At 58.4% G+C, this 16928-nt stretch carries 20 protein-coding genes; 7 read left to right on the top strand and 13 right to left on the bottom strand.

What is annotated here, in order from left to right:
• The 11 genes from JSY17_RS21490 to JSY17_RS21540 all read right to left on the bottom strand — a co-directional run bounded on the left by JSY17_RS21490 (position 1) and on the right by JSY17_RS21540 (position 8158).
• Entirely contained in the window at positions 1–1356 is a 1356-nt protein-coding gene (locus JSY17_RS21490) for a DNA circularization protein (RefSeq protein ID WP_206402935.1), read from the bottom strand.
• Positions 1340–3628, bottom strand: coding sequence for a phage tail tape measure protein (locus JSY17_RS21495; protein ID WP_206402933.1), 2289 nt, complete (start codon positions 3626–3628; stop codon positions 1340–1342). Before JSY17_RS21495 ends, JSY17_RS21490 begins: the two co-directional genes overlap by 17 nt.
• A 130-nt stretch (positions 3629–3758) precedes the next feature.
• Complete coding sequence (locus JSY17_RS21500; RefSeq protein WP_117167738.1) at positions 3759–4055, bottom strand: phage tail assembly protein; 297 nt, start codon at positions 4053–4055, stop codon at positions 3759–3761.
• Positions 4052–4399, bottom strand: a complete 348-nt coding sequence (locus JSY17_RS21505; protein WP_025262096.1) for a phage tail tube protein — start codon at positions 4397–4399, stop codon at positions 4052–4054. The genes JSY17_RS21500 and JSY17_RS21505 overlap by 4 nt, the downstream gene beginning before the upstream one ends.
• 60 nt (positions 4400–4459) lie before the next feature.
• Positions 4460–5956, bottom strand: a complete 1497-nt coding sequence (locus JSY17_RS21510) for a phage tail sheath subtilisin-like domain-containing protein (protein WP_206402932.1) — start codon at positions 5954–5956, stop codon at positions 4460–4462.
• 18 nt (positions 5957–5974) lie between these two features.
• Positions 5975–6157 (bottom strand): DUF2635 domain-containing protein, encoded by a 183-nt coding sequence (locus JSY17_RS21515; RefSeq protein WP_117167741.1) that lies wholly within the window; start codon positions 6155–6157, stop codon positions 5975–5977.
• Positions 6154–6744, bottom strand: a complete 591-nt coding sequence (locus JSY17_RS21520) for a phage tail terminator protein (RefSeq protein ID WP_200998675.1) — start codon at positions 6742–6744, stop codon at positions 6154–6156. The genes JSY17_RS21515 and JSY17_RS21520 overlap by 4 nt, the downstream gene beginning before the upstream one ends.
• 32 nt (positions 6745–6776) lie before the next feature.
• Positions 6777–7115, bottom strand: coding sequence for a hypothetical protein (locus tag JSY17_RS21525; protein ID WP_117167743.1), 339 nt, complete (start codon positions 7113–7115; stop codon positions 6777–6779).
• On the bottom strand, positions 7096–7485 hold the full coding sequence (locus JSY17_RS21530; RefSeq protein ID WP_117167744.1) for a chemotaxis protein: 390 nt from the start codon (positions 7483–7485) through the stop codon (positions 7096–7098). The genes JSY17_RS21525 and JSY17_RS21530 overlap by 20 nt, the downstream gene beginning before the upstream one ends.
• Before the next feature lie 192 nt (positions 7486–7677).
• Complete coding sequence (locus tag JSY17_RS21535) at positions 7678–8010, bottom strand: hypothetical protein (RefSeq protein ID WP_117167745.1); 333 nt, start codon at positions 8008–8010, stop codon at positions 7678–7680.
• A 13-nt stretch (positions 8011–8023) separates the two neighbouring features.
• Entirely contained in the window at positions 8024–8158 is a 135-nt protein-coding gene (locus JSY17_RS21540) for a Com family DNA-binding transcriptional regulator (protein WP_232849585.1), read from the bottom strand.
• On the opposite strand from JSY17_RS21540, the gene JSY17_RS25760 reads away from it, so the two are divergent.
• Positions 8102–8302, top strand: a complete 201-nt coding sequence (locus tag JSY17_RS25760; RefSeq protein ID WP_232849596.1) for a hypothetical protein — start codon at positions 8102–8104, stop codon at positions 8300–8302. The genes JSY17_RS21540 and JSY17_RS25760 overlap by 57 nt on opposite strands.
• Positions 8303–8733: 431 nt before the next feature.
• Here JSY17_RS25760 and JSY17_RS21545 read toward each other — a convergent pair whose 3' ends face one another.
• Positions 8734–9192 (bottom strand): hypothetical protein, encoded by a 459-nt coding sequence (locus JSY17_RS21545; RefSeq protein ID WP_206402930.1) that lies wholly within the window; start codon positions 9190–9192, stop codon positions 8734–8736.
• 159 nt (positions 9193–9351) lie between these two features.
• Between JSY17_RS21545 and JSY17_RS21550 the strand changes: the two genes are divergently transcribed.
• The 4 genes from JSY17_RS21550 to estP all read left to right on the top strand — a co-directional run bounded on the left by JSY17_RS21550 (position 9352) and on the right by estP (position 13209).
• Complete coding sequence (locus JSY17_RS21550; protein ID WP_183134036.1) at positions 9352–9963, top strand: LexA family protein; 612 nt, start codon at positions 9352–9354, stop codon at positions 9961–9963.
• A gap of 157 nt (positions 9964–10120) precedes the next feature.
• Positions 10121–10390, top strand: coding sequence for a DUF1654 domain-containing protein (locus tag JSY17_RS21555; RefSeq protein ID WP_117167747.1), 270 nt, complete (start codon positions 10121–10123; stop codon positions 10388–10390).
• 166 nt (positions 10391–10556) lie between these two features.
• The gene (locus JSY17_RS21560; RefSeq protein ID WP_025262105.1) at positions 10557–10799 is read left to right on the top strand and encodes a pyocin activator PrtN family protein; all 243 of its coding nucleotides are present in this window, start codon (positions 10557–10559) and stop codon (positions 10797–10799) included.
• Between the two features lie 481 nt (positions 10800–11280).
• Complete coding sequence (gene estP / locus JSY17_RS21565; RefSeq protein WP_206402928.1) at positions 11281–13209, top strand: esterase EstP; 1929 nt, start codon at positions 11281–11283, stop codon at positions 13207–13209.
• Positions 13210–13252: 43 nt separating this feature from the next.
• Here estP and JSY17_RS21570 read toward each other — a convergent pair whose 3' ends face one another.
• Positions 13253–14530 (bottom strand): acetyl-CoA C-acetyltransferase, encoded by a 1278-nt coding sequence (locus JSY17_RS21570; protein WP_200978561.1) that lies wholly within the window; start codon positions 14528–14530, stop codon positions 13253–13255.
• Between the two features lie 120 nt (positions 14531–14650).
• On the opposite strand from JSY17_RS21570, the gene JSY17_RS21575 reads away from it, so the two are divergent.
• Positions 14651–16006 (top strand): 3-oxoacyl-ACP reductase, encoded by a 1356-nt coding sequence (locus tag JSY17_RS21575; RefSeq protein WP_206402927.1) that lies wholly within the window; start codon positions 14651–14653, stop codon positions 16004–16006.
• Positions 16007–16036: 30 nt separating this feature from the next.
• The gene (locus tag JSY17_RS21580; protein ID WP_206402925.1) at positions 16037–16888 is read left to right on the top strand and encodes a MaoC family dehydratase; all 852 of its coding nucleotides are present in this window, start codon (positions 16037–16039) and stop codon (positions 16886–16888) included.
• Positions 16889–16928: the final 40 nt, after the last annotated feature.

The raw sequence follows: 16928 nt of genomic DNA on the forward strand, positions 1-16928 counted from the left end.
TTACTCCTGCGCGACTTTCAGAGTGCCTGGCGGCAGGAAGCCTGGATGCTGGACACGGTTACGCTGCACGACCTCGGTCAGGCGGGTAGCATCGCCGAAGCGGCGATAAGCCAGAACCAGCGCAGGCAGCGGCTCGGCCACCTTGATGTCGACCAGTCGTACCCCGGAAGCAGCCACCGCGTTCAGATGACGGATCAAGGCCTGGCGCAAAGTGTTGAGCACCAGGTAATGCTCCGGGTCAGCTTTCAGCGAAGCCTCCCAGATGGCCGAACTGAGCGTGTCCCGCAACTCGATCACGTCATCGGCGACAGGCACCTGAGCACGATCGACCGGCATTACCACTTGATGCTCCAGTGACGGCGTGGCAATGATCGGCACCGCAGCAGTGGCAACCGGCATGCTCGCCACCACCCTGGCAACCTTGACCAGCAAAGCATCCTGAACCAGATTGGCAGTCGCCTGAGCCGTGGAGCCGGTATCGAGACCGCCGCCCTGATTGACCTGATTGATACTGGCAATGGACTCGGCCTGCTGCGTGGCATCGGAAATCGTCGCCCTGTAATTGACGGACGAACTGTTGCCGCTCGCGCTCGCGCTGGTAGCTGTTCCGGCATTTGTGCCAGTGCCTGAACCTGCCCCCGTGCTCGCATTGAAACTGGCACTTGAGCTGGTACTGGTACTGCTACTGCTGCTGTCCCCATCAAAGCTGGCAAAGAAACTGGAGAACATGGTGCTCAACGCCAGGGGCGCATTGACCAGCGAATGAACCAGGCTGGTCACATCCGAGTAGATCGTCATGAAGGGGGTAAACTGCCGCTGAATCACGGCAAAGATCCCCGACAACGTACTGCGCAGCGCCTGGATATTGATGCGCGCTGCGTCGACCACAGACATGACCGCCTTGTAACGCTTGAGCGCCGAAGCCAGCAAGCCGTCAGAAGCCTGTACGAGCTGACGCCTGGTATTGACCGTTGACGTCGGAAAGCGCAGCGGCTGATCCGGATAGAACTTCAACGACAGCCTGACGACGCCACCTTCAGCCCGGTTGTGCTTCAGGATGCAACCGCCCACCTGCACCTGCATGCGTCCCAACCACGGATGAACAAGCTCGCCTGCCCCCCTGGCTTCAAGAGCCTCCAGCAATCTGTCACGACGCTCGAAACAGTCATCGCCAACCAGGAAGGCCTCCATCGTATAGATTTGGGATTCCTTGCCCAGCGACTCGAAATAAGGCTCGTCGCGTTGTGGAAACTCGTGAAGCTGCCCTTTGCGACCGACCGGAACAGAATCCGTATCGACAAAGAAACCAATACCCCGGAAAGAAGCGGGCATCAGCCTGTCACGCCATGTAGTCATATCCTGCTCCTCCGATTGTTCGGTAGCCAACGCTTGGCGAGATCGTCAAGCCTGGCTGATTGGTCCTCACCTCTTCCGGGCGCATGCCCGCCGGTGCATTGTCAAAACGGATGTTGAGCTCACCTTCAAGACGCCGATTAGCAGCTGCTCCTTGCAGAAGCAGACTGCCGGGTTCAGGCAGCCCTGGAGGAGCCAGCAGTTGGCTGGTCGATGGCACGCCCGTCGCAGCGTTGAGACGTTGTTGATTCCGCTGACTGGTGTCGACGGCATCTGCCATCAGCAACGCGCCAGTACCGCCACCAGGCCCCGCATTGCGCAGCCTTTGTGCTTCGGCAAACTCATTGAGTTTCTTGCTGGTGCCTTTGAGAATCCCCTCCTCCCCGACGCCGAAAAAGCTCAATACCGAGTCGATGCCCGACCGCACATCCGTCCACAGGTCCGTGAACCAGCTTCTGATCGGCTCCCAATGCTTGATGATGATCCCCAGGGGTGACCACTCGAACATGGTTTTCAGCACATCGCCGATGACAAGCGCTGCGGCCTTGATCCCATCCCACAGGCCGCCGTAAAACTCGCTGACCGGTTGCCAGTTCACTGCAATCAACCTCAACGGCGACCAGTCGAACAGGTTTTGCAATACGTCGAAAAACAGCGCTGCGGAGGCCTTGATCCCCTCCCACACACCACCGAAAAACTCGGTGATCGGTTGCCAGTGCGCAACGATCAGCCCCAATGGCGACCAGTCGAACAGGGTTTTCAAGAACTCCAGAACCGGCGTGGATAACGCCACAATCACGCCCCAGAGCGCTGAAAAAACATCGGCCAGTGGCTGCCAGTTGGCCACGATCATGCCCAGAGGCGTCCAGTCGAACGCAGCCTTGAGCCAGTCCCAGGCCACACTGGCAGCCCCTTTGATCGACTCCCAGATGGCCGCAAAAAACGGTGCGACAGAAGACCAGTTGGCAATAAGCGCGCCCGCAGCCAGGGCAATAGCGCGCACGGCGATTCCCACCGGCGACAAACCGATCACCATGCTGAACAGACGAGCAGCATTGGTCGCGGCCAGTACGGCCACTTGCAACACGCCAAAGCCAATCGCAGCGCCTACAACGCCTTTGATGACCTCGGGGTGTTCGGCCGCCAATGCAGCGACCATGGAAATCATGGGACCGATGACGGCCAGCGCATCGTTTATCGCGGGCAGGAAAATGCCACCGACATTGATGCCCAGTCGATCCATGCGGTTTTGCATCTGCTGAATGGCAACTGCCGTATTGAGCGAGTTATCGGCAAACTCCTGCTCGATGGAGCCTGCGGACCTGGCACCCTCTGCCACCTTGGCAAAGTTGGCCTTCAGTCCGTCAAGATTCTTCAGCAACGGTGTTATGGCACCCTGCGATTCGGCTCCGAACAGACTCGAAATCACATCGCCCTGCTTGGCGGGATCAACTTTGGATATGGCACTCAGAACGCTTTCGATAGTTCCGGAAGGGTCCGTCTGCATGCCCTGGCTCAGTTGATCGATATCAAGCTGCAATTCCTTGAAAGCCCCGGCTTTCGCTGGACCGCCTTCGGTCAGCGTTTTCATGAGGCTCTTGACGCCCGTGGTCGCCACATCGGCCGGCACATCCATGCCTGCCAGCGTGGCCCCCATGGCCGCGACTTCCCGGGAGGCCTTTCCTGCAACAGCACCCAGCGGCGCCATTGCAGTAACCATGGTTGCAATTTCTTTCTCCAGATCATTACCGCCCAGGGTGTTGATCTGCTCGGCAAGCTTCTGGACTTCAGGCTGCGTAAGGCTGAGCGAAGACCGCCATTTAGCCATCATTTCGCCCGACTCGGCCCCCGTCTGACCGAAAGCAACGCCCATTTTCACCGCATCGCTTGCAAAGCCTTTCAACTCCTCACGCGGCACGCTGGCTTTGGCGCCCATTGCCACAATGGCCGCAATTCCATTGGCGGTTTCCGGGAGCTGTTCGCTCAGGTCCAGAATATCGGTGCCCATCTGCTGGAATTGCTGCGGTGTCTCAAAAGCCACGACCTTTTTCACATTGGCCATGGATGTTTCAAAACCGATTGCTGCCTTTACTCCGGCAATCAAGGGGCCCGTAAAGGCGTTCCCCTCGATTACACCTGCAAGGTTGATGTTTCCCAGACCGGACCCTTCGAGCCCGGTTCTGAAAGAATCGACATTCTTGCGCATGTTAGCCAGAGCAGGAGACAGCTCATCGACGCCTTTGAAAAGCGTTTCAAGCTTGAGTGGATTTGCCATCACTCCCCCTGCAGGATCTGATTGATACGCTGCGACTGCAAAATCGACTCGGTGATGATGTCCAGATCCCTGGACATCATCAGTTCGGGGTCAATTTTCCAGAAGTACGCGAGGTCGTAGACGACGGCTATCAGGCCTTCGAGGTCTCTGATGCCGCTGCCATGAAAAAACTCGCGACCTTCCAGCTCAGCTTGTTGATATCGGAAAGGTCCAGTTGATCGACCGAGGACGGAGGAATGCCTGCGCAGACCGCGATGTATTTCGCAGCGACGTCAAGATCGAGTGACACCTCTTCGTGCTTGTCGATCTTGTAAGGCAGCGCCTTGATCGCACGCGCTTCCTGCGCCGTAGGGCGACGGAAAGTCAGTTGCGAAAGGGATTCCCCGTGAGCCTCGACCGGGCTCGCCAGTACGAAGACTTCACTCATTGCCAGCTCCCCTGATTACCGTCGAATTTCAGTTCGATGGTGCCTTCTTCGCCCTTGCTGCCCGGCTCATCGACCAGGTACGCGCCCGACAGGACGTAGACCTTGCCGTTCTTGAATTCACAGGTGATGGTCATGTCCACACCGGTGGTGAGCGCTTTCAAGGGAAAGTCCGGGGTGTGGAGCGCAGTGAGTTTCAACCACGGTGCCTTGTCGGTTTCCTTGAAATAACCCGGCAAGACGGTCTCGCGCTTGATGTTCATCAGGGGGGCTTCAACGCCGCCGCTGATGGTCAATTGAGTGCCGTCGACCTTGATGTAGCAAGTACCAGCTACTTTCTGACCCATGTTTTCTATCTCCAGAATGAAAAAACCCGCACAAGGCGGGTTTGAATGTTGAGGTTGAATTTAAGCCGCAGTGTCGTACTGCAGGCGGAACTGATTGAGCAGGGCGAACACGCGCAGACCGTTGATGTAGTCCGGTGGGAACATCACGTTGATACGGCTCGGGTCCTGGCTGTCGCGTTCGACGATCAGATATTCTGCGAACAGTTCTGCGTTTTCCACATGGCCTTCTTCTTCGAGCCTGGCGTACTGAGCGATCAGCTCACCACGAATGGTGACTGGCGTGACGATCGGCTGGCCGGCGCCGAAACGGGTACCGTCGTTGGCCAGCTTGTGGCGGCCATACTTGCTGGTGATCACGCTCTGCAGACGACGAATGATAAATGCCGACTGGTGCAGGGTTTCGCTGTCCAGGTACGAGTTGTCCGCCTGACCGTAGGCGTTCTTCTGGTACGTGGTGATCGAACGCTGAATGCGCACGTAGCCGCCTTCGTAGTAAGCGGTAGCGATGCCATAACGCAGCAGCGACTCGCGCTCGGTGAGCGTGAAGCGCGCACTGGCAGGCGCAGGGTCCAGGCCAGGCAAGGTGCCGGTCTGGGTCGGACGGCTGGCATCAGCAGAAATGAACACGGCAGTACGCGCAGCCAGCGCTGCAGCCTGCACCCACACCGGCTGTGGAACGCCGACTTCGACGCCCTGGATCGTGACATGCTGATCGTTGCGCAACTGACCTGCGGCGACCAGCGTACCGACCGTGCCGCGCTTGGCGCTGTAGACATGGCCATAGAGTTGCTTGGCCCAGCTCCAGCGACCGGTGCTGTCATCCATTGCCGACTTCCAGGCATCCAGCGTGGTGGTATCGGTCCATGGCACGCACAGGAACTCGAAAGGCTCATCGCCCAGCGCGGCCAGTGCAGCCACCTGATCCGGAGTGCCGACACCGCCGGTCAGAGCAGTGGCAACTACGGTCAGACCGGCCGGAGTCACCTCGCCATTGGTTTTACCCAGGCGATTGAAGGCCAACTGGATGTCGTTGCCGCTTTCACCCGTCCATTTGACGGACAGGGTCACGACACCCGCCTCGACCTCGGCCTTGATCGGCAGATCCGGCGTAGCGTTGATTTTCACCGACAACGCGCTGGCTGCCTGGGCAGCGGTCGCGCCATTGACGACAGTGGCCTGCACTCGCACGCCACCGACATACAGGCTCAGAACACCGGACTCGGTGGCAGTGCCTGTAACCGTGATGGTGGCGCTGGCCTTGGAACCGACCGTGTTGAGCAGCGGCAGGCACCAGACTTCACCAGTCGGATCGGCCTTGCGCCAGGTCTCGTACATCGAGGCCAGCATGGAACCCTGGCCGCCAATGTTCTTGGCCAGCGATACGCTGGGCACCAGTACCAGCGAACCGATTTCAGGACCGCTTGCATCGTCATTGACCTGGGCAACGATCAGGCGACGCATGCTCGCCGACGCGCTGTTGGCTGCAGAGTTGTCCATTTCCGCATAGAACAGCGGAACACGAACATCGGATGGAATGTTATTGAAACTGATAGCCATTGTTTGGCTTCCTCTTGATTACGCCGTGACGGCTTTGGTGGTTGGTTGCTCGGTTGCAGTGGTGATGTCGCCGTCGTTGTAACGGCGCTGCCACCATGCGTTGAATCGGACTTCACGACCTTCGGCCGGCAGCAGGTCGCCAGCCTCCGGATCGGGTACAACACGGCCTGGGGCCGGAATCACAGTGATGCGTTGAGTCATGGTGTTACGTCTCCTGAGAACTTCACTTCGATACGCCCATCGGGTCCGGGAGATTTCAGGTTCGGATCTGCCGGATCGATGCAATCCATCTCGAAGGTCGCGCCGGTGAAACCCGGCAGACCATCCAGAAAAGCCTCGTGCCAGGTTTCGGCAGGCTGATCGGATGTATTGCGGCCCAGTTGGAACTGCGCCGCGAAACCAAAGCGCCAGGCCACTTGCGAAGTACTGGCCTGGAGCAGCGCGCCGCCGGTGTACTCCAGCGGCTCGTAATCGCTGCCGACGTTCCAGCCGACCAGCGCACGCCAGAGTTCCGCACGCACGGCATGCAGTTGTTCGCTCGCCACCTGGCCGCCTTCGTCGTTACCGGCGAGCACCACGACCACGTCAATCCGGTCGGTGATGTTCTGGCGGACCGCGTTGGCCAGGTCATTGGCCGTTGCCGAATCGCCCGTGGCGATCACGTAGGCCGAGGGGTAACCGGACGTCGTGCCGTTCAGCGCAGCGTTCCAATAGATACCGGGGCTGATTCGTCCGGCAAAGGTCGGGCATGTCGCCTGCAGATGAGCAACAATCGGGGTGATTTTCATGAGTAAATCCAGAGATGTCGGATATCGAAGGGTTACTGTCTGGCCTTGCTAAGCGCCGCATCGGCCTTGTCAGCCGCACGGCTGGCGGTATTGGCCGCTTCGGTCGCCGCCGATGCGGCACTTTCGGCCTTGTCTACCGCCTGAGTTGCGCTCTGCGCCAGCTTGACCAGGCTGATATCCCGCTTGCCCATGGCCGCGTCGTATGCCTGACGTACTTCGGCCAGTTGCTTGGTGTGCTCGGAGTTGGCCGACCATTGCCCGGCCTGAAACCCCAGCGTCAGGCTGCCCGCCGCCAGCAAGGCGGCGATCACCCAGATCTCCACCCGACGCCACCAGTGGCGGGCTATGAAGTTAATTGCGCATCTGTCCATCCGTGGAACCTCCTAATTGAGAACGCAGCCGGGCAATTTCGGCGCTTTGCGTCGTCACCTTTTCAGTGAGCTGGGAAATCTGGCTGGTCAGGACTTCAACCTTGCCTTCCATCCGGCCCACCGCAGCAGCCAGTTCGTTACGCTCCCTGGCAAACTGGTCAGCCCGGGCTTCAGCCTCCTTGCGAGCCTCACGCTCGGAATCGAGCAATTCATTCAGACGCCGGACAGTGCCGATATCGGCGTTGTCCATTGCCCGGTCGGCGGCGTCTCTGGAAAGAAACTTGCGCAGCCATAAAAAACCACCAAGCAGGATGGTGCCGGTCCCGCCCAGCCAGGTAGCTGTGCCTGGGCCTAGGTCAGTAGGGTCCATCGGTACTCCGTGAATAAAATGCGTGAAATAAAAGGCCGCACAAAGGCGGCCATAGGGAGCAGGGTTGAAAAAAGAGAGTTTCCGAGCGCAATGATTTATTGCTCAGGAATGTTTGATGCCAAACAAGCCAGACCGAAGAAACAGCATGCAAAGGCCCCAGCAGAAGCCAGGGCCTGCTGCACTAATATTGCGTCAGACTGCAAAGTCCCAAGTCAGCGCAATAGCTGCTCCTGCAATATTGGACATGGTCCAGAGGCCATAGCCGGCGGGAATGAACAGCGGATAAGCCAACTGATACTGCAAGTTGTTACTGCCAGCCATGCCACCAAAAATGGTTGCCACCGAAGGATCCCCAAGTCTGGTTGGCGCAGTACGGCTGGTGTAAAGACTAATAGTTCCGCCGCCTGTAATCAGAGTCGCCGTTCGGAGATACACCCCCGCCGTGTTCGCTGCGGGATCAACAACCTGAGTCATCCGGGTTGGATAAACGGTAGTGAAATTTTCTCCTACTTTTACTGCTTCCATATGTCACCTTTCATTAAGTCAAATGAGTAATCGCGGAAAACTCCGCATACATGTCGCTCAACGGCGATGACTCGAGGCTCGTGGCTTTCACATGATTCAATGTTCCGCATCGGGAACACTTGATCTGGAGTTCGGTGTACTCACCCATTCGGGCAAGCAGTCTTTTGCATTTACCGCATCTGAAGTCTTTCAACATCGGCATGAGTCTCTGAAGCTGGCCTTTGCAGAAAAAGAAAACCCCGCCGAAGCGGGGTTGGATGCAAGACCAGAACCTGACAATAGGTTGTTTTGAAGTACGTTCCAGGTTGCTGCCCCCAGACGCAAATCGCATATCGTGGTGCCTTTGTACCCCCCGCCGGAAAGGATGAAAAGGGCCTTTTTGGGGGTGGGACGAGTTCGACCAGACTTCAACCGGAGTTCAGCCAGACTTCGACAATTGCCCCGGATAAACGGTATTTCGCTGGACCTTTCGTGGGTCGATCAACACCTATCGAACAAGGCACAACACCGGTCCGCACAGGAGCGAATTCATTCGCGAGAGGTGTGTACATTCAAAGAATCTCCCACACAGTCTGCACAAATGCGGGACGGGGAGGTTGATAGAAGGAGAAGAAGCGAGGGAGCAGCGTCCCTCTTATAGAACACGGCTCAGAAATGGCCGTGAAGTACATCTACGTTCGCCAGTGCACAAGGCAATTCTGGCAAGCAGGTTCAAAGCAACACTTAACCCGCCTTGCGGCCTGACACCTCGCTAGCCTGAACCTTGTCCTTTCCACCACGACTTGCACTGCGAGCCGCCAGAATCGACAACACCTGCCGGTGCAGCTTGTCCACCCAGTTGCGATAGGTCCTGTCGGCACCCTCATTGATGCCGAGCAGGCGCATCTGCTCACGGGCAGGCAACAAATCCACGTAACGGTATTGCGCCAGCTTTGCCAACTCGGGGCCTCTGCTCTTGGCCGAGCCACGTGCCAACTCCGCCACGGCAGCCTCGACTTCGCTACCGATGTAATCCATGCCGCTGCCATTACCGATCAAGGCTCGTGAGCCCGGCGTGCGACGCGGAATATAAGCGCCCCATTCCATGATGCCTGCCATCGGGCTGCTCAGCCCCCCACCCAGGCCAACCCGCATCCGCTGCTCGCCCCAATTCACCATTACCGCTTCGACTTCATCAATCATCTTGATCACTCGCCATTAAACAGATTGTTTATTTTGCGAGTAAAATACATTTTGTATTTTAAATCCAGAAAAACACACTACACTGTGTCGATTGTCGAACCCCATACAGGCTGTAGTATTTCGCGCATGAAGAAATGGTATGAAATCGCCAGGCAAGCCATGGACAACCAGTCAATCAGCCAGGAAGAAATGGCTGAGCGAATGGGTGTGACACCGGGTGCCGTAGGGCATTGGCTGAACGGAAAGCGTGAACCGAAGATCGATGTGATCAACCGGTTTTTGAGCGAGCTGGGGCTACCCATTCTTGCAACGTCGCTCCCTTCCCATGAGCAGGGGCAACAGAACGTTGCGCCTACCGTTCAACCCTCGCGCTTTTATCGGTACCCGGTGATCAGCTGGGTAGAAGCAGGCGGCTGGAATGAAGCCGTCGAGCCTTACCCGGCGGGCTACTCCGATACCTTTGAACTCACTGACTACAAGGCCAAGGGCCGTGCCTTCTGGCTGGTGGTGCGCGGCGACTCCATGACCGCTACGGCAGGTCAGAGCATTCCGGAAGGAATGTTGATTCTGGTCGACACCGGACTTGAGCCAACCCCTGGCAAGCTGGTGATTGCCAAGCTGCCCGAGAGTAACGAGGCCACATTCAAGAAGCTGGTGGAGGATGCCGGTCGCTATTTCCTCAAACCCCTCAACCCAGCCTATCCAACGATCCCCATCACGGAAGACTGCAAGCTGATCGGCGTCATCAGACAGATGACGATGCGGCTCTAGCTCAAGCTTTCCAGACCAAAGCCCCGAATCTTCGGGGCTTTTCTGTTTTCGTCATTTGCATTCTTTCTGCGCCTTGCAGGCAGGACACATTTCGCTGTTGCGTAGGAAAAACTCCTGAATTACTGTATGCACATACAGTATAAAAAGGAATTGAAACATGTCTTCCCGGACACCTGATATCGCGCAGCAAGATGCTTATCTGGCGTTGGTGCAGCGTATTCAAGCACTCATCACCAGTCCCCAGGCTCAGATCGAACACCAGATTCGTCTGCACAGGGAACCCGGCGAGTCGCTTCTGCACTGGGAGCAGATCGCCGAGCAACTCATGGAAGCCGAAGGCGTCACCGTCACCCGAGACAGTGCAAACGACACCCTGCATCTCGCCTGGTATGTGGAATACGAAGACGACAGCCAATACAGATCGTAGATTTAAAATACAAAACGTATTGCGCACCTACAATACATATCGTATTGTTGTCTCACGTCTCTCATCGCAGATGACCGAGCCATCCAGGCAACACTTGAAGACACGATGGCCCGTGGGAAAGAGACGAAACATGACTCAGACTTTTACCCACAGGGAGTAATCGACCATGACCAACACACTGGATCTGCTTCGCAAAGAGTTCGCCACCCCATGCCCAACCTTGAGCGCAGTCAGGGAGCGGTATTTCTCGCACATCTCGAACGACCGCAATCTGCTGCGCAAGATCAACGCCGGGCGTATCGCCTTGAAAGTCAACCGCACCGGCGGCACACGTCAGGGCCATCCCTTCGTGTACCTGCACGAACTAGCCGCCTACCTGGATGCAATCGCACACGAACAGGCAGCGTGATGTGAATGGAAATGCCAGTAAGCCGGGTTTGGTGATAAAGCCAAACCCGCTGCGATTTGGAGTGACGGTACATCTGTATATACGGATATCAGGCAGCTCTATAGTCATGTCACGCCTTCGCAATTCATGCTTTCAATATCCGCTTTCCCACACCAGAACCGTGGAAACCTGGGAGTACTGAACAGCACTTCCAAATCTCAAAGGTGTTGCAAGGTTATGGATAATTTCTCGAAAAAATCTGTACGTACGCCACCAGCCTCCCCTGTACATAAAGCATCGCCGGGCAGCTCACAGACGCGGCCTCAAGCACATCATCTGCGTGAGCCGCAGCGATGTGATTTCTGTAAACCTTCGGAAACACCCCCTTCAGGATTTTCGATCCGTTCCAGCACCACTGGGCGGTAAGTCCTTTCAGTTCTGGAAGTGGCGAGGATGCTTGCTAGGGTCCCTACAGTGACAAAACAATAAAAAGGGCTTTTCCATGACCGGAATATCACTGCGCATGCCCCTGGCGGCATGTTTATTCACCCTGGCCTGCACTTCGACATTTGCAGCCCCCATGCCTTACTCCACGATGGTCGTGTTTGGCGACAGCCTGGCCGATGCCGGACAGTTTCCGGATCAGGATGGGCCGGCAGGCGCAACGTTGCGCTTTACCAACCGGGTCGGGCCGACCTATCAGGACGGCAGCGGCGAGATCATCGGGCTGAACTCCTCGACGATACTGGGTACGCTGCTCAACATACCTGGCCGTGACCTGAACGCCTCCACGTCTGCGGTCAATGCGGCGCTGGGGATACCGGACGGCAATAACTGGGCGGTGGGCGGAGACCGCACGGATCAGATCTTCGACGCCATAACCTCTCAATCCAGTGTGGTCGATCCCAACAGCGGCACCGTGCTACGAACCCGGACCGGTTATCTGCCAGGCCTCAACTTTCAAGCAGACCCGAACGCGCTGTATTACCTGACGGGAGGCGGCAATGACTTCCTGCAAAGCCGGGTGCTGAGCAGCAGTGATGCAGCGGATGCCGCCGACAATCTGGCCGACAGCGTCCAGGCCCTGCAACAGGCCGGGGCGCGCTACATCATGGTCTGGCTGCTGCCGGACATCGGCCAGACCCCCGCCCTGAGTGGCACCATCCTGCAACCGATCACCTCGGCCCTCAGCGCCGACTTCAACGAGCAACTGATCAGTCGCCTGCAGCAGATCGATGCCCAGATCATCCCGCTCAACGTACCGCTGTTTATCAGTGAAACCCTGGCCAACCCGGCACGCTTCGGCTTCGCAGCGGATCAGGACCTGGTAGGCACCTGCTTCAATGGCTCAGGCTGCGACGAAAACAGTACTTATGGCCTGAACAGCGCCACGCCGGACCCGGACCGGCTGTTCTTCAACGATCGCGTGCACCCCACCACCGCCGCCCAGCGCCTGCTGGCCGACTACGCCTATTCGCTATTGGCCGCGCCCTGGGAAGCCACGCTGCTGCCGGAAATGGCCCTCGGCACCTTGCGCACCCAACAGGATGAACTTCGTTCCCAGTGGCTCGGCGATCTGGGCAATTGGCAGGGCGTTGGCCAGTGGCGCAGCATCCTTGCTGCCGGTGGACAGAAGATCGACTTCGATGCTCAGGACACCTCCGCACAAGCCGATGGCCGTGGCTATAACCTGACGGTCGGCGGCAGCTACCGGTTCGCCGAAAACTGGCGGGCCGGGCTGGTGGGCGGAGCGTATCGGCAAAGTCTGGAGGCCGGCGCACAAGACTCGGAATACCGGCTCAACAGCTACATCGCCACAGCCTTTGTGCAGTATCAGGCCAACCACTGGTGGGGCGATCTGTCCGCATCCGGCGGGCATCTGGATTACGACAAGGCCGAGCGCAAGTTCGCGCTGGGCGCTGGCGAGGGACAGGAAAAGGGCGATACCGATGGCAAGCTCTGGGCCGCAAGCGCACGACTCGGTTTTGATATTGCGGGGTCGGCGAGCCGCTGGCACCTGTCACCTTTTGTCAGCGCCGATTATGCGCACATCGACGTAGACGGCTACTCGGAGCAGAGCAGCCGTTCGACAGCCCTGACCTTCAGCGATCAGACCCGCAAATCCCGGCGCGCGGGCGTGGGGTTGCAGACCGCGTTCGAGCTGACTTCCTCGACCCGGATATGGGGCGAGTTCGCGCATGAACGGGAATTTGAAAAAGATCGGCAGAACGTGACCATGGCACTCAACAGCGTGCCCGGTCTTGATTTCACCCTTGAAGGCTACACGCCACAACGCAATCTGAACCGTGCCACCCTTGGCGTAAGCCAGCAACTGAGCCGCGACCTGACACTGCGCGCTGGCTACAACTGGCGCAAGAATGATGACACGACTCAACAAGGCGTCAGCGTGGCACTGAGCCTCGACTTCTGAAACCTGCCCCATCGCGAGCAGAGCGCTCGCGATGGGGCCTGTGTCAGCGCTCCAGAATCGCGGTAACGCCCTGCCCGCCTGCGGCACAGATCGATATCAGGCCACGGCCTTGCCCTGCAACGGCCAACAACTTGGCCAGGTTGGCAACGATTCGGCCACCTGTTGCAGCAAAGGGATGTCCGGCCGCCAGTGAACTGCCCTTGATATTGAGCTTGTTACGATCAATGGACCCCAGAGGCGCCTCAAGCCCCAGACGAGTCTTGCAGTATTCGGGATCCTCCCAGGCCTTGAGAGTACACAGCACCTGGGCCGCGAAAGCTTCGTGGATCTCGTAATAGTCGAAATCCTGCAACGTCAAACCGTTGCGCGCCAGCAGGCGCGGCACGGCATAGGCCGGGGCCATCAGCAGACCTTCTTCGCCATTGACGAAGTTGACGGCGGCCGTCTCACCGTCGCGCAAATAGGCCAGCACGGGCAAGCCACGCTCTTTGGCCCATTCCTCACTGGCCAACAGCACCAGCGAGGCGCCATCGGTCAGCGGCGTAGAGTTACCGGCTGTCAAAGTGCCCTTGGCACTGCGCTCGAATGCAGATTTGAGACTCGCCAGTTTTTCCAGAGTCAGATCAGGGCGAAGATTGTTGTCGCGGGTCAGGCCCAGATAAGGCGTCATCAGATCGTTCTGCCAGCCCTCGGCATAAGAGGCTGCCATTTTCAGATGGCTCTCCAGTGCCAGTTGATCCTGAGCCTCGCGCTCGATCCCCCAATGCTGCGCCATCAATTCGCAATGCTGGCCCATGGACAAGCCTGTGCGGGGCTCGCCATTGCGAGGCAGTTCCGGTTTGAGGTGCTGAGGACGCAATTGCAGGAGAGCCTTGAGCTTGTCGGCACCGGTCTTGCTGCGATTGATCTGCAACAGGATATTACGTAACTCCTCATTGACGCCGATAGGCGCATCGGACGTCGTGTCCACACCGCCAGCGATACCGCACTCGATCTGCCCCAGAGCAATCTTGTTGGCCACCAGCAGGGTCGCCTCAAGGCCGGTGCCGCAGGCCTGCTGCAAATCGTAAGCCGGTGTTTGTGCCGACAGACGCGAGCCCAGCACGCATTCACGGGTCAGGTTGAAATCACGGGAGTGCTTGAGCACTGCACCGGCAACCACTTCGCCCAGACGCAGGCCATGCAGGTTGAAGCGCTCGATCAAGCCCTCCAGCGCGGCCGTCAGCATGTCCTGGTTACTCGCAGTGGCATATGCGCCGCTGGAACGGGCAAATGGAATCCGGTTGCCACCGATGATGGCGACACGACGTAGCTGCGTCATGAAAAACTCCCTTTTCTTCAAACGTTGTCTGGGCAGGTGATGAACAGCGTGCTGAAACAAGAACAAATCTCGCTTCAGTGTGGTCCATGTCTTTGAACCCCGATTCAAGGAGAGTGTTCCATGTCGTCAGATCGCTACATCAATTTCGCCAATTCCGACGTGGGTCGGCGCTTGGTGAAAGCCGTAGGTCTTCCGAACCCGACGCACCTGGAGCGCTGGCAAGCCGGACGCTTGCGGCCTGTAGACGGCACACTGCTGATCAGCGCAGGACCGCTGGCCGATCACATCAGACTCTTCGCCCAGCGCCTGACCGATTCACTCTACAGCTTTGGCAGTGATATCCCCGGCGCAAGTACCTGGGTCGCCGAACAGAGCCCTAAACTCAAGGCCGTGGTGTTTGACGCAAGTCCCTTCACTCGTGCCGGGCAACTCACGCAGTTGCGCGATTTCTTCAAGCCACTGCTGCGCAATCTGGATCAATGCGCTCACGTGGTCATTCTCGGCCGTGCTCCCGGAACGCTCGATGATCCTCTGGCTGCCAGCACCCAACAGGCCGTCGAAGGCTTCAGCCGCTCGCTGGCCAAGGAGATGCGCAACGGCGGCACCCTGCAACTGTTGCAGGTAGACGAAGGAGCGGAAGATCAACTGGAAGGTGCGCTGCGGTTTTTCCTGTCGCCCAAGAGTGCCTTCATTTCCGGTCAGGTCATCCGCCTGAGCCCGGCCACGGCACAGGTGCACGACTGGAGCCGCCCGCTGGCCGGAGGCAAGGCTCTGGTCACAGGCGCAGCACGAGGCATCGGTGCCGCGATTGCAGAGACCCTCACTCGCGATGGTGCCGATGTCGTGCTGCTGGATGTGCCACAGGCCCGTCAGGATCTGGAAGCCCTGGCGGCGCGGCTGGGTGGTCAGGCACTGGTTCTGGATATCTGCAGCCCGGATGCCGCCGCACGTTTGCTGGAACACCTGCAGGGCAGCATCGACATTCTCATACACAACGCCGGTATTACCCGGGACAAGACCCTGGCCAACATGCCCGAGGATTTCTGGGATTCGGTGATGGCAGTCAACCTCGAAGCGCCACAGACGCTGACCCAGGCGTTACTGGATAACGGAGCCTTGAACGACAACGCTCGAGTGGTATTGATGTCCTCCACCAGCGGCCTGGCAGGCAATCGCGGACAGACCAACTACGGTGCCAGCAAGGCTGGCCTGGTGGGTTTCGCCAGAGCCATGGCTCCGTCACTGCGCCAGCGCGGTATCAGCATCAACGCCGTGGCCCCCGGCTTTATCGAAACACACATGACTGCAGCGATGCCTTTCACCTTGCGTGAAGCGGGTCGACGCATGAACTCGCTGGGTCAGGGCGGTCTGCCCCAGGACGTCGCCGAAGCCGTTGCATGGTTGAGCCAGCCCGGCAGCGGTGCAGTGACCGGCCAGGTCTTGCGTGTCTGTGGCCAAAGTCTGATTGGGGCATGAGCCCGCATTCGTTATTAAAGGAGATGGATAATGACTGCTCACTGGCGCTACCTGGACTCCCTTCAACCTCTGTCCAACCTGTTCATCCAGGCGGCATTGCGACGCAAGGTCACCGGGACCCAGTTGCCTGACCTCGGCCTGCGCAGCTGGATGTCGGTGGATGCCGACAAGCTGGCGGCCTATCGAAGTGTCTGTGGTTTCAAGGAGAGCAGCCTCCTGCCGCCGACCTACCCACACATACTCGCCTTCCCGCTGCAGATGCAGTTGATGACTTCCCGGGAGTTTCCGTTCCCGTTGCTGGGCCTGATCCACATTGCCAACCGCATCCGGATTCATCGCCCTCTGGGCGGCATCAGTCAGTTGTATATCAGTGTCCAGGCCGACAACCTGCAACCCCACGCCAAAGGGGCGACATTCAGCCTGATCACTCAGGTCGAAGATGGCCTGGGGCTGCTCTGGGAAGAAGAAAGCACCATGCTCTGCAAGGGTGTGAAACTGGAAGGCGAGGTCAGCGGCGATTTCGAGCCTGCTCCACTGGCGATGAGCGAACTGGCCCACTGGCAGGCGCCGTCGCATATCGGCAGGCAGTACGCCAGGGTTTCCGGCGATTACAACCCGATCCACCTGAGCGCGCCCAGTGCCAAGCTGTTCGGTTTCCCCAGGGCCATCGCCCATGGCATGTGGCTCAAGGCCCAGACACTGGCGACCCTGGACGATCACTTGCCGGCTTCCAACGTTGAAATCAGCGTGCAGTTCCAGAAGCCGGTCCGCCTGCCGGCCGAGGTCGTGTTGTCGGCCAGCGAGGCCGGCTCCCATGGTCAACTACGTGTAGAAGGTCAACAAGGCATCGTGCACATGATCGGAAGCTGGCAGCCGCTGTAACGATTTCATCTGTGAATGACTTGCCTGAAGTCCGGTTCCC

The organism is Pseudomonas capsici, assembly GCF_017165765.1.
GTDB lineage: Bacteria > Pseudomonadota > Gammaproteobacteria > Pseudomonadales > Pseudomonadaceae > Aquipseudomonas > Aquipseudomonas capsici.

Coding starts and splice junctions, on each gene's coding strand:
- JSY17_RS21490 (WP_206402935.1), bottom strand. CDS start 1,356: ATGACTACATGGCGTGACAGGCTGATGCCCGCTTCTTTCCGGGGTATT.
- JSY17_RS21495 (WP_206402933.1), bottom strand. CDS start 3,628: ATGGCAAATCCACTCAAGCTTGAAACGCTTTTCAAAGGCGTCGATGAG.
- JSY17_RS21500 (WP_117167738.1), bottom strand. CDS start 4,055: ATGAGTGAAGTCTTCGTACTGGCGAGCCCGGTCGAGGCTCACGGGGAA.
- JSY17_RS21505 (WP_025262096.1), bottom strand. CDS start 4,399: ATGGGTCAGAAAGTAGCTGGTACTTGCTACATCAAGGTCGACGGCACT.
- JSY17_RS21510 (WP_206402932.1), bottom strand. CDS start 5,956: ATGGCTATCAGTTTCAATAACATTCCATCCGATGTTCGTGTTCCGCTG.
- JSY17_RS21515 (WP_117167741.1), bottom strand. CDS start 6,157: ATGACTCAACGCATCACTGTGATTCCGGCCCCAGGCCGTGTTGTACCC.
- JSY17_RS21520 (WP_200998675.1), bottom strand. CDS start 6,744: ATGAAAATCACCCCGATTGTTGCTCATCTGCAGGCGACATGCCCGACC.
- JSY17_RS21525 (WP_117167743.1), bottom strand. CDS start 7,115: ATGGACAGATGCGCAATTAACTTCATAGCCCGCCACTGGTGGCGTCGG.
- JSY17_RS21530 (WP_117167744.1), bottom strand. CDS start 7,485: ATGGACCCTACTGACCTAGGCCCAGGCACAGCTACCTGGCTGGGCGGG.
- JSY17_RS21535 (WP_117167745.1), bottom strand. CDS start 8,010: ATGGAAGCAGTAAAAGTAGGAGAAAATTTCACTACCGTTTATCCAACC.
- JSY17_RS25760 (WP_232849596.1), top strand. CDS start 8,102: ATGATTCAATGTTCCGCATCGGGAACACTTGATCTGGAGTTCGGTGTA.
- JSY17_RS21540 (WP_232849585.1), bottom strand. CDS start 8,158: ATGGGTGAGTACACCGAACTCCAGATCAAGTGTTCCCGATGCGGAACA.
- JSY17_RS21545 (WP_206402930.1), bottom strand. CDS start 9,192: ATGATTGATGAAGTCGAAGCGGTAATGGTGAATTGGGGCGAGCAGCGG.
- JSY17_RS21550 (WP_183134036.1), top strand. CDS start 9,352: ATGGACAACCAGTCAATCAGCCAGGAAGAAATGGCTGAGCGAATGGGT.
- JSY17_RS21555 (WP_117167747.1), top strand. CDS start 10,121: ATGTCTTCCCGGACACCTGATATCGCGCAGCAAGATGCTTATCTGGCG.
- JSY17_RS21560 (WP_025262105.1), top strand. CDS start 10,557: ATGACCAACACACTGGATCTGCTTCGCAAAGAGTTCGCCACCCCATGC.
- estP (WP_206402928.1), top strand. CDS start 11,281: ATGACCGGAATATCACTGCGCATGCCCCTGGCGGCATGTTTATTCACC.
- JSY17_RS21570 (WP_200978561.1), bottom strand. CDS start 14,530: ATGACGCAGCTACGTCGTGTCGCCATCATCGGTGGCAACCGGATTCCA.
- JSY17_RS21575 (WP_206402927.1), top strand. CDS start 14,651: ATGTCGTCAGATCGCTACATCAATTTCGCCAATTCCGACGTGGGTCGG.
- JSY17_RS21580 (WP_206402925.1), top strand. CDS start 16,037: ATGACTGCTCACTGGCGCTACCTGGACTCCCTTCAACCTCTGTCCAAC.